The sequence below is a fragment of the Embleya hyalina genome (assembly GCF_003967355.1).
Lineage (GTDB): Bacteria > Actinomycetota > Actinomycetes > Streptomycetales > Streptomycetaceae > Embleya > Embleya hyalina.
In genome coordinates, this window is sequence record NZ_BIFH01000032.1 from 108879 (window position 1) to 119877 (window position 10999).

Annotated in this window: 11 protein-coding genes; 4 read left to right on the top strand and 7 right to left on the bottom strand. The window is 72.9% G+C overall.

Going from position 1 to position 10999, the window contains the following annotated elements:
• Positions 1-57: 57 nt before the first annotated feature.
• Complete coding sequence (locus tag EMA17_RS34775) at positions 58-3573, top strand: indolepyruvate ferredoxin oxidoreductase family protein (protein ID WP_126641156.1); 3516 nt, start codon at positions 58-60, stop codon at positions 3571-3573.
• A gap of 58 nt (positions 3574-3631) precedes the next feature.
• Positions 3632-4780, top strand: a complete 1149-nt coding sequence (locus tag EMA17_RS34780; protein ID WP_126641157.1) for an acyl-CoA dehydrogenase family protein — start codon at positions 3632-3634, stop codon at positions 4778-4780.
• A 37-nt stretch (positions 4781-4817) separates the two neighbouring features.
• Here the strand turns inward: EMA17_RS34780 and EMA17_RS34785 are convergent, their stop codons facing one another.
• The 5 genes from EMA17_RS34785 to EMA17_RS34805 all read right to left on the bottom strand — a co-directional run bounded on the left by EMA17_RS34785 (position 4818) and on the right by EMA17_RS34805 (position 8247).
• On the bottom strand, positions 4818-5063 hold the full coding sequence (locus EMA17_RS34785; RefSeq protein WP_246127098.1) for a hypothetical protein: 246 nt from the start codon (positions 5061-5063) through the stop codon (positions 4818-4820).
• Positions 5060-5323 (bottom strand): hypothetical protein, encoded by a 264-nt coding sequence (locus EMA17_RS34790; protein WP_126641158.1) that lies wholly within the window; start codon positions 5321-5323, stop codon positions 5060-5062. Before EMA17_RS34790 ends, EMA17_RS34785 begins: the two co-directional genes overlap by 4 nt.
• Positions 5324-5494: 171 nt before the next feature.
• Positions 5495-6463 carry a non-homologous end-joining DNA ligase gene (ligD, locus tag EMA17_RS34795; RefSeq protein ID WP_126641159.1) on the bottom strand — a complete coding sequence of 323 codons (969 nt, stop codon included), beginning with the start codon at positions 6461-6463 and terminating at the stop codon, positions 5495-5497.
• A gap of 193 nt (positions 6464-6656) precedes the next feature.
• Entirely contained in the window at positions 6657-7418 is a 762-nt protein-coding gene (locus EMA17_RS34800; protein ID WP_126641160.1) for a thioesterase II family protein, read from the bottom strand.
• A 46-nt stretch (positions 7419-7464) separates the two neighbouring features.
• Positions 7465-8247 (bottom strand): AfsR/SARP family transcriptional regulator, encoded by a 783-nt coding sequence (locus EMA17_RS34805; RefSeq protein WP_246127099.1) that lies wholly within the window; start codon positions 8245-8247, stop codon positions 7465-7467.
• Between the two features lie 186 nt (positions 8248-8433).
• Between EMA17_RS34805 and EMA17_RS34810 the strand changes: the two genes are divergently transcribed.
• On the top strand, positions 8434-9333 hold the full coding sequence (locus EMA17_RS34810) for a metallophosphoesterase family protein (protein WP_126641161.1): 900 nt from the start codon (positions 8434-8436) through the stop codon (positions 9331-9333).
• Positions 9334-9335: 2 nt separating this feature from the next.
• On the top strand, positions 9336-9983 hold the full coding sequence (locus EMA17_RS34815; protein WP_126641227.1) for a 4'-phosphopantetheinyl transferase family protein: 648 nt from the start codon (positions 9336-9338) through the stop codon (positions 9981-9983).
• 62 nt (positions 9984-10045) lie between these two features.
• Here the strand turns inward: EMA17_RS34815 and EMA17_RS34820 are convergent, their stop codons facing one another.
• Both EMA17_RS34820 and EMA17_RS34825 read right to left on the bottom strand, forming a co-directional pair.
• Entirely contained in the window at positions 10046-10528 is a 483-nt protein-coding gene (locus EMA17_RS34820; RefSeq protein WP_160161675.1) for a nuclear transport factor 2 family protein, read from the bottom strand.
• Positions 10525-10989, bottom strand: a complete 465-nt coding sequence (locus EMA17_RS34825) for a nuclear transport factor 2 family protein (protein ID WP_126641163.1) — start codon at positions 10987-10989, stop codon at positions 10525-10527. Before EMA17_RS34825 ends, EMA17_RS34820 begins: the two co-directional genes overlap by 4 nt.
• Positions 10990-10999: the final 10 nt, after the last annotated feature.

Here is a 10999-nt window from a genome sequence, read left to right on the forward strand (position 1 = left end):
AGCCGTTGGTGTGCTTACCGCACCCCACCCCACCATCCGGTTTCGACGGAGGCTCCCGTGCGCGCAGATCAGGCTTCCCCGTCGGTGTCGTTGGACGACAAGTACGCCGCCGGCCAGGGCCGCGTGCTGATCTCCGGCGTACAGGCGCTCATCCGCCTGACCCTCGAACAGCGTCGGCTCGACACCGAGCGCGGCCTGGACACCCGGGTCTTCGTCAGCGGCTATCAGGGCTCGCCGCTGGGCGGCGTCGACCTGGAGATGGGGCGCGCCAAGCGGTTCCTGGACCCGGCCGGGGTGGTGTTCCAGGCCGGACTCAACGAGGAGCTGGCCGCGACCGCCGTGGCCGGGACCCAGTTGGTGGACCAGACGCCGGGCGCCCGGCACGCCGGGGTGACCGGGTTCTGGTACGGCAAGAACCCGGGCCTGGACCGGGCCGCCGACGCGATTCGGCACGCCACGATGGCCGGCACCGCACCCCTCGGCGGTGCCGTCGCGTGGATCGGCGACGACCCGGGCAGCAAGTCGTCAACGGTGCCCAGCTCGTGCGAGCCGATGATGGAAAGCCTGTCGATGCCGCTGCTCGCCCCCGGCACGATCGGCGAGATAGTCGAGTTCGGGCTGCACGCGGTGGCCATGTCGCGCGCCTGCGGCCTGTGGACGGGCCTGAAGATCGTCGCCGACATCGCCGACGCGTCGACCACGGTGGACGTGTCCGGGTGGGGCAGGGACATCCCGGTCCCGGCCGCGACCAAGCGCGGCACGCTGCCCACCCTGGTCGGCCCGGCCGCGCTCGACGCCGAGCACGACCTGATCACCCGCCGGCTCGACCTGGCCCGCGCGTACGCCCGTGAGCACGGCCTGAACAAGGTCGTGCACGACACCCCCGGCGCCCGGCTGGGCATCCTCGCGGCCGGCGTGTCGTTCTCGGTGGTGCGCCGCGCCCTGACCGACCTCGGTCTGACCGACGACGCGGCCCCGGACATCCGGCTGATCCGCATCGGCATGCCGTTCCCGCTGGACGACGCGGAACTCGCCGAGCTGACCGACGGCCTGGACGAGGTCCTGGTGGTCGAGGACAAGGTGCCGTTCCTGGAGGCCCGGCTCAAGGAGGCGCTGTACCGCCGCCCGAACGCGCCCCGCATCGTCGGTCGGCGCGACGACACCGGCCGCCCGCTGCTCACCGCGCGCGGCACGCTCGGCGCGGACGACGTGGCCCGCGCGATCGCCGCCCGGCTCGGCGCGGACCTGCTGCCCGAGTCCGCCGGCGCCTACCTCGCCACGCTCGCCCCCAAGCGCCGCGCCCGGATCGCGCTGCCGATGCTGGCCTCGCGCACCCCGTACTTCTGCTCCGGCTGTCCGCACAACGCCTCCACCCGCACCTCCGACGACACCCTGGTCGGCGTCGGCATCGGCTGCCACGTGATGATCGCGCTCGACGGGAAGGGCCGCGGGCACCAGCTCGGCCTGACCCAGATGGGCGGCGAGGGCGCGCAGTGGATCGGCCTGGCGCCGTTCACCGACGACAAGCACTTCGTGCAGAACCTCGGCGACGGCACCTTCCACCACTCGGGCTCGCTGGCCATCCGCGCCGCCGTCGCGGCCGGCACCAAGATGACCTACAAGCTGCTGTACAACGACGCGGTCGCGATGACGGGCGGCCAAAAGGCCGAGGGCCGGTTGGACGTACCGGCGTTGACCCGACTGCTCGCGGTCGAGGGGGTGCGCCGCGTGGTGGTCACCACCGACGACCCGCGCGGCTACCGGGGAGTTCGGCTCGACCCGATCGCGAGCGTCCGGAACCGCGACGAACTCTCGGACGTGGAGCGCGAGTTGTCCGCCCTCGACGGGGTCACCGTGCTGATCCACGACGACCGGTGCGCGGCGGAGGAGCGCCGGCTGCGCAAGCGCGGGCAGTTGCCGACCCCGGCCGAGAAGGTCGTGATCAACGAGCGCGTGTGCGAGGGTTGCGGCGACTGCGGCGACAAGTCGTCGTGTCTGTCGGTGCAGCCCGTGGACACCGAGTTCGGCCGCAAGACGCACATCCACCAGGGTTCGTGCAACTCCGACTTCAGCTGCCTGAACGGCGACTGCCCGTCCTTCCTGCTGGTCGAGCCGGGTACCCGCAAGACCCGGGCGATACCGGACCTGCCGCTGGAACCCGCCCTGCCCGAGCCCCGGTTCGGCGCGGACGACCTGCTCGTGCGGATGCCCGGCATCGGCGGCACCGGCGTGGTCACCGTCTCCTCGATCCTGCAGATGGCCGCCCACCTGGACGGGCTGTACGCGTCCGGCCTGGAGCAGACCGGTCTGGCCCAGAAGGGCGGACCGGTGGTGTCCGACCTGCGCGTGTCCACCCGGCCGATCACCGGCGCGCTGCGCGCCTCGCGGTCCGGCGCCGACGTGCTGATCGGCTTCGACCTGCTCGGCGCGGCGGCGGAGAGCAACCTGGCCACCGCCGACCCGGAGCGCACCATAGCCGTGGTCAACACCGCGATCGTGCCCACCGCCGCGATGGTCACCAACCAGATCGCGCTGCCCGGTTCGCCGACCGAGACGCTGGAGCGGATCGACACCGCGACCCGGCGCGCCGACAACCTGTACGTGGACGCGCTCGGGTTGTCCGAGGCGCTGTTCGCCGACCACATGCCGGCCAACATGATCCTGGTCGGCGCCGCTTTCCAGCACGGCTGCCTGCCGCTGGGCGCGGCGGCGATCGAGCAGGCGATCACGCTCAACGGCGCGGCGGTGGAGAAGAACCTGGCGGCGTTCCGGTGGGGTCGGGCGCTGGCCGTGGACCCGGCCGCGGTGCTGGCCGCCGCCGTCGCCGCGCCGCCGCTCGCGGTGGTCCGGGTGGACGCGGCCTCGGAGGCTCTGGCCGACCGCACCGGCGGCGACGCCGCGCTGCGCGAGGTGCTCGGGACCCGGATCGCCGATCTGACGGGGTACCAGGACGCGGCCTACGCCCACCGCTACGCCGACGACGTGCGCGCGATCCGGACCCTGGCGGTCGAACGGGCGGGCGCCGAGGGCGGCGAGCGGGTGGCGGTGGCGTACGCGAGGGCGCTGCACCACCTGATGGCCTACAAGGACGAGTACGAGGTGGCCCGCCTGCACCTCGACCCGGTCGAACAGGCCCGGCGCGACGCCGAGTTCGGCCCCGACGCGGCGGTCTCGGTGCTGCTGCACCCGCCGGTGCTGCGCTACCTCGGGATGAAGCGCAAGATCCGGCTGCGGCGCACGGCGGTGCCGGCCTTCAAGGCGCTGCGCGCGGCGCGCGGCCTGCGCGGCACCCGCTGGGACGTGTTCGGCTACGCCGAGGTGCGTCGGGTCGAGCGCGAACTGGTCGCCGAATACCGGGCGTTGGTTCACAGCGCGCTGCGCGAGCTGACCGCCGACAACGTCGACGCGGTGATCGCCCTGGTGGCGCTGCCCGAGACGATCCGGGGCTACGAGGACATCAAGCTCGCCCGGGTCGCCGAGTATCGCACCGCCGCGCGCACCGCCCTGGCCGAACTCACCGCGCCCGCCGCGGCCGCCGATCCGGCCGGTTCGCCGCTGGTCCCGGCGAGCTGACCGCGGCCCACCCCCGCCCCACCACCCGCCGCCGACCTCCCCGACCTCCGGAGCAGCCGTGACCGTCGACCGCCTCCTGCCCACCCGGGACGCCGAGGACCTGCTCGACCTCACCCGTACCGTCGCCGACCGCGAACTGGCGCCCGTGGCCGCCCGGCACGAGCGCGAGGAGTCCTACCCGGAAGGGTTGTTCGCCGTCCTGGGCGAGGTCGGTCTGCTCGGCCTGCCCTACCCGGAGGAGGAGGGTGGCGGCGGTCAGCCGTACGAGGTCTACCTCCAGGTGCTGGAGGAATTGGCCGCGCGCTGGGCGGCGGTGGCGGTGGCCACGAGTGTGCACACGCTGGCCTGCTTCCCGGTGGCCACGTACGGCTCGGCCGAGCAGCGGGAGCGCTGGTTGCCCGACATGCTGGAGGGCCGCCTCGTCGGCGGCTACAGCCTGTCCGAGCCGCACGCGGGCTCCGACGCCGCCGCGATCGTGTGCAAGGCGCGGCCGATCGCCGACGGGTACCGGATCACCGGCACCAAGGCATGGATCACGCACGGCGGAAAGGCCGACTTCTACGCCCTGTTCGTCCGTACCGGCGAGGGCGGCCGGGGCATCTCGTGCTTCCTGGCGCCGGGCGAGGCGGAGGGGCTGGCCTTCGGCCGGCCCGAGGCGAAGATGGGCCTGAACGCGGTCCCCACGACCAGCGCGTTCTGGGACGGCGCGGTCCTGGACCGGGATCGGCTGATCGGCGCGGAGGGCCAGGGGTTGGCGATCGCGCTCAGCGCCCTGGACTCGGGCCGCCTGGGCATCGCGGCCTGCGCCACGGGTCTGGCCCAGGCCGCCCTGGACGCCGCGGTCGAATACGCCAACGAGCGCACCACGTTCGGCCGCCGCATCGTCGACCACCAGGGCCTGGGCTTCCTGCTGGCCGACATGGCCGCCGCCGTCGACTCGGCCCGCGCCACCTACCTGGACGCGGCCCGCCGCCGCGACCTGGGCCGCCCGTACAGCCGCCAGGCCAGCGTGGCCAAGCTGATCGCCACCGACGCGGCGATGAAGGTCACCACGGACGCGGTCCAGGTCTTCGGCGGCGCGGGCTACACACGGGAGTTCCCGGTCGAGCGCTACATGCGCGAAGCAAAGATTATGCAAATCTTCGAGGGCACCAACCAGATCCAACGCATGGTCATCGCCCGGGGCTTCACCCAACCGGAGAAGTAGCAGGCGGGCCCGGCGGCCCGCTGCGGAAGCAACCGGCCTACAGGGCGACCATGCGCGTGACGGTGACGACCAGGACGCCCGCGCTGACCGTGTAACGCACGAACACTTCGGTGATCGTGGCCTCCCGGCGGTCCGGGTCGCCACCGACCTGCGTGGAGCCCGCTCCGTAGGGGGCCCGGCCGATCGTGGCGTCGACCGCGTTCTTGAAGGCTCTGATCCGTCCGGACGACAACGGCTTCAGGCCGTCTTCGGCCTCGTTCGTGTACTGCACGCGGTAGCTCAAGGGATCGCGTTCCCATCCCGATCCACGCAGTCGGGGAAGTCGCCGGCCTTGAGACGGGCGTGTACGGCCTCGTCGTCCTCCTGGGCCTCCGGGGGAAGTGCCCAGTGCAGGATCGCGTCGCGTTCGAGACGATCCAGCGGGGTCTCGTACATGACCTTGTCGAACTCCTCACGGCGGTCCTCGGGCAGCGCCGCCCGGATCTCGGCAAGGGTGTTCGGCAGTTCGATGCGCTCGCCGCGGACCACGGTCGTTCTGGGCATGCACGCCTCCTCGGTGTGAGGGTTCCAGGGTGACAGCGGATCGGTTGCGCACGGTACCCGGCGCGCGCCGGCGGAGGACTCGTCCCGGTCCTTGCACCGGGCGCGGGCCGATCGGTGGTGCGCCGGGGCGATGTCTCGCGCGCCCCCGCGAGAACGACGAACCGCCCCGGCCTACCCGCCGGGCAGGTCAGGGCGCAGGCGTTGCCAGGTGGGGTGGCGCAGTCGGCCCTCGGGTGTCCAGCCCGAGGCGGTGACCTCGGCGGCCAACCGGGGGTCGACCCACTGGGCGCCGGGCACGTCCACCATCCCCGCGAACGGCGAGTCCGCACGCGCCAGCGCGCCCAGGTATTCGCCGAGTTCGCCGCGCTCCGCCAGGGTCGGGCCGTCCTCGACCGTGCCGACGTAGCGCAGGCCGTCGGGTGCGGCGACGCCGACCAGCAACGCCCCCGGCAGGCCCCGCAGATCGCCCCGGCCCTCGATCCAGCCGCCGATCACCACGTCGTGGGTCTCCACGTGCTTGGTCTTGATCCAGTCCGGGGAGCGTCGACCGGGGTGGTACTCGGAGGCCAGGCGCTTGGCGACGACGCCCTCGTGGCCCTGGTGCAGGCTGGTCGCCCAGGCCCGCTGCGCGTCGCCCTCGATCCACTCCGGGGTGGACCAGCGCGGGCCCGCCAGGTCGAGTCCGGCCAACAACATCCGCCGTTCGCGGTACGGGGTGCGCAGCAGCGGCCGGCCGTCCAGATACATCACGTCGAAGAGCATCAGATGCACCGGCGCGTCGATGGTCAGCCGGGCCACCTTGCGCGGGTTCACCACGCCCATGCGCCGGCGCAGTCGCGCGTGGTCGGGGCGTCCCCGGTCGTCCAGGACCACGATCTCGCCGTCCAGCACGGCCTGCCGCTGTCCGTGCTGCTCCCCCAGACCGGCCAGTTCCGGGTACACCCGGGTCACGTCCGCCCCGTCGCGCGCCACCAGGCGCAGTCCCCCGTCCCCCGCGCAGTACGCCACCGTACGGGCCCCGTCCCACTTGACCTCGAAACCCCAGTCGAACTGGTGTCCCTCCCCCGGCAGCGACGCCGCGGTGGCCAGCATCGGCGGAATCTCGGGCAACGCGGCATGAACGTGATCGTGACCGGCCATGCCTCGATCATCGACGGGGCCCGACACCGCCGCCGGCCGAGCGGACGCGCCCGAATGCCCCGAATGGCCGATCCGTCCGGGCGGCCACCCGCCGACCCGCGTGTTCCGGACCGCCCGACGCCCCTCGAACCCGGGCCCGGGTGGAACCCATTCGAGCGAGCGCCCGGCCGACGGGCACGCCCCTCGGGCCGCGCTACCCCTGTCCGGTCGCCGCCGTGATCGCGTCCGTGATGCGCGCGGTGACCGCCGCCTGGTGGTCGGTCAGATAGAAGTGGCCGCCGGTGAAGGTGTGCAGCGCGAACGCGCCGTTCGTGTGGTCGCGCCAGGCCGTCGCCTCGTCCATGGTGACCTTCGGGTCCCGGTCGCCGACCAGCACGGTGATCGGGCACTCCAGCGGCGCGCCGGGGGTGCACCGGTACGTCTCGATCGCGCGGTAGTCGGCCCGCAGCGCCGGCAGCACCATCTGCAGTACCTCGTCGTTCGCCAGCAGGCTCGCGTCCGTGCCGCTCATCGAGCGCAGCTCGGCGGCGAGGCCCGCGTCGTCGAGCAGGTGCAGCCGTTCCTCGCGCTGCCGGTCCGGGGCCCGGCGCCCGGACGCGATCAGCGCGGCGGGCGGGACGCGCAACCGCCGGGCCACCTCGAACCCGAGGACCGCGCCCATGCTGTGCCCGAACAGGATCAGCGGAAGCCGCTCGTCCAGCCAGGGATCCAGGGCCTCGGTGATCCGCTCGGCCAGTGTGTCGATGTCGTCGATGAGCGGTTCGGCACGCCGGTCCTGGCGCCCCGGATACTGCACGCCCAGCACCTCGACGCGCTCCTTGAGCGCCGCCGACAGCGGGAACCAGAAGCTCGCCGAGCCGCCCGCGTGCGGCAGGGCGACCAGGCGCGGCACCCGATCGGCGGCCGGATGGAACCGGCGGATCCAGGTGTCCGATACGGCGGAGGCGGTACTCATGGCAGGGCCTTTCTGATCGTCACCGAATGATCGTGCTGCGTGACCGTCAGCCTGCCATCGAGTCCTTGCGCGCGCCCAGCGGTTCGGCCCCGGTGAGCACCGCGTGCTGGATCTCACGCAGCGCCCGGGACGGTTCCAGGCCCAGCAGTTCGCGCAGCGCGGTGCGGGTGTCCCGGTACACCGCGAGCGCGTCGCCGCGTCGGCCGCAGTGGTACAGCGCGACCATCAGGTGCCGTGCGAAGTTCTCGTGCAGCGGATACTCGCCGGTGAGCGCGTACAGCCGGGCCACGGTCTCCCGGTGCCGGCCGAGCGCGAGGTTCGCCTCCACCAGCAACTCCAGGCACTCCAGCCGGGACGCCTCCAACCGCGCGGCGTGCGCCCGGACGATCGGCCCGAGGCTCACCCCCGCGTAGGCCGGTCCGCGCCACAGGTCGAGCGCGCTCGTGTACACCTCGGCCGCCTCGTGGTGCCGGCCGGCGCGCGCGCCCGCCCGGCCACGTTCGACCAGGCCGTGGAAGGCGTCGGCGTCGAGGCGGTCGGCGCCGGTGTGCAGCACGTAGCCGCCGGCGCAGGTGGCCAGCGGGCCGGTGCGGGCCGGTCCCGGCGCGCCGAGCATCGCCCGCAGCCGGGAAACGTACACGTGCACCGTGGACTTCGCCCGCTGGGGCCCGGCGTCGGTCCAGATCTCGGCGACGATCTGGTCGACCGTCAGCAGTTGGTCCCGCCGCGCGAGCAGGGCGGAGAGGAGGGTTTCCGGCTTGGGCGCCGCGATCGTGCGCGGCGTTGCGCCGTCGACGATCCGCACGGGGCCGAGAATCTCGTACCGCAACGGCTCTTCCCTCTCTGTGGCGCTACCTCTGGCGTCCGGTCCTGCTCTCTCACGACGGTGACATATGCCGGGCGTATGGCGTACCCCTGACCAACCCCTACGCCGCCTTGCGCCGGGCTTGCGCAGGCCACCCACTCGGCCGCGTCGGCCTTCCCTCGACGGCCCGAATCCGCCTATGGTCGATCGATGAGCACTGCCCGTTCGCCCGAGCGCGCCCTGTACGCCGTCAGCGACCTGCACTCCGCCATTCCGTCCAACCGCAGACTCGTCGAGGGCATCCGGCCGGGGAACGACGAGGACTGGATCCTGGTCGCGGGCGACGTGGCCGAGCACGTCGAGGAGACCGCCTCGACCCTGCGCCTGCTCGCCGAGCGCTTCGCCCGGGTGATCTGGGTTCCGGGCAACCACGAGTTGTGGTCCACCAACGACGACCCGGTGCAACTGCGCGGCGAGGAGCGCTACCGACATCTCGTGGCGATGTGCCGGGAGTTGGGGGTGCTGACCCCCGAGGATCCGTTCCCGGTCTGGGACGGCCCGGGCCGAACCGTCACCGTCGCGCCGATGTTCGTGCTCTACGACTACACGTGGTGGCCGCCGGGCGCGACGACGCGGCAGCAGGCGTTGGACGCCGCGTACGAGGCCGGCGTGGTGTGCAGCGACGAGTTCATGCTGCACCCGGATCCGTACCCGACCCGCGGCGACTGGTGCCGGGCCCGGGTGGCGTACACCGAGGACCGGCTCGTGGCGGCGGCCGATCCGGCGGCGCCGTTCCTGATGGTCAACCACTTCCCGCTGGTCCGGCAGCCCACGGACGTGCTGTGGTACCCGGAGTTCGCCCAGTGGTGCGGCACCGACCTGACCGCCGACTGGCATCGGCGGTTCCCGACCGCCGCCGTGGTGTACGGCCACCTGCACATCCCGCGCACCACCTGGTACGACGGGGTGCGCTTCGAGGAGGTCTCGCTCGGCTATCCGCGCGAGCGCAAGAACGGGCTGCGCAGGCCGATTCCGCGCCGGATCCTGCCGGCCGAGGTCGCCGGGACCGCCGGAGCCGACCGTTCGGGGCAATCGGCGGGTGCCCGATGACGATGATCGATCGCATCCTGCCGCCCGAGGTGTTCGCCGAGGAGTGCTTCGACGACCCCGACGGGCCGCCGCTGTACCCGGCCGAGGAGGCGCTGCTCGCGAACGCGGTGGACAAGCGCCGCCGTGAGTTCACCACGGTCCGACGGTGCGCGCGGCGGGCGTTGGCCCGGATGGGCGTCCCGGCCGCGCCGCTGCTGCCGGGGCTGCGCGGCGCGCCGGGCTGGCCGACGGGCGTGGTCGGCAGCATGACGCACTGCGACGGGTATCGGGCCGCGGTGGTCGCGGACGCCGCCGCGATATCGACCCTCGGCATCGACGCGGAGCCGGCCCAACCGCTGCCCGACGGCGTCCTCGAGGCGGTCGCGTCCGAGACCGAGCAAAAACATCTGCGCGAACTCGCCGCGGATCGGCCGGAGATCGCGTGGGACCGGCTCCTGTTCAGCGCCAAGGAGTCCGTCTACAAGGCGTGGTTCCCGCTCACCTCTCGCTGGTTGGACTTCGCCGAGGCCGAGCTCGAATTCGACCCGGCGGCGGGCACGTTCGACGCCCGGCTGCTGATCGAGGACCGACCGCTGGACGGCTTCGCGGGACGGTGGCGGGTGGACCTGGGTATCGCGGTGACGGCGATCGTGGTGAAGCGGGGCGACTGATCCGCTCGGGCGGGGCCGTCGCCGGCCCCGCCCCGGTCCGCCCGTCGGCGTCGCCGTCGGGGTCAACTCCGCGCGAACCGCGCCAGGTTCTCCGCCGTGGGCCGCCACGCCTCGGCGAATTCCGCCGGCAGCTCGACGGCGTCCAGGATCGGATGCCGCGGTACCGAGACCCGATACCTGATCCGCCAGCCGCGCGGGGTGTGTTCGAGGATGTCGTAGTAGTCCCCGCCGTGTACCTCGCCGTCGATCAGCGTCGCGATGTATCGGCTGCGGGCCCGGACCGTACCGCCGGCGTCCACCAGGAGCACGGTGTCGAGCGTCTGGTGGTCGGGGGTGTCGGGACTGCGTCGGCCGGTGAACTGCCGGGCCGAGGCGATGCCTTCGATCGTGTAGCCGGCGCCGATGGTGTTCTCGATCACCGCGTTGTCCGTGAACACCCGGTCCAGTTCGCCGACTTCGTCGTTGTCGAAGACGTGCGCGAACCGGGCGAGGGTGTCGTGGATCTCCGCGACGTCCGCCGCGCTCAGCGCGGGTCCGCCGGTCACGGCGCGACCGCTTCCGCGAGTCGGACCGCGAGCGGGAAGCCGACCCCGGTCACGCCCGCCCCGGCCTCCCGGGGTGCGCGCGGCAGGCTCAGCCGATAGGCGATCCGCCAGCCGGCCGGGGTCTTCCGGAGGATGTCCAGGAACTCGCCGCCGGTGATGCGGCCGGCCGGGTTGATCCCGATGTAGCGGCTGCGCGCCTGGACCCGGCCGTGCTCGTCCACCTCGACGATCGTGTTGACCGTGTGGTGATCGGGCGTCGCCGCGCTCTTGCCCCGGGTGTACTCGGCGAACTCGGCGATGCCGCGGAAGGCCCGCCGCGGCCCGGCGCCGATCTCGACCACGACGTCCTCGGTGAACACGAGGTCGAGTCCGTCCACGTCACCGTTGTCGAAGACGTGCGCGAACAGCGCGAGCGTGCGGTGGATCTCGGCGAGGTCCACCGGGTTCAATACCTTCGTCATGAATGTCCCA

Coding starts and splice junctions, on each gene's coding strand:
- EMA17_RS34790 (WP_126641158.1), bottom strand. CDS start 5,323: ATGCCCAGAACGACCGTGGTCCGCGGCGAGCGCATCGAACTGCCGAAC.
- ligD (WP_126641159.1), bottom strand. CDS start 6,463: ATGGCCGGTCACGATCACGTTCATGCCGCGTTGCCCGAGATTCCGCCG.
- EMA17_RS34800 (WP_126641160.1), bottom strand. CDS start 7,418: ATGAGTACCGCCTCCGCCGTATCGGACACCTGGATCCGCCGGTTCCAT.
- EMA17_RS34810 (WP_126641161.1), top strand. CDS start 8,434: ATGAGCACTGCCCGTTCGCCCGAGCGCGCCCTGTACGCCGTCAGCGAC.
- EMA17_RS34815 (WP_126641227.1), top strand. CDS start 9,336: ATGATCGATCGCATCCTGCCGCCCGAGGTGTTCGCCGAGGAGTGCTTC.
- EMA17_RS34825 (WP_126641163.1), bottom strand. CDS start 10,989: ATGACGAAGGTATTGAACCCGGTGGACCTCGCCGAGATCCACCGCACG.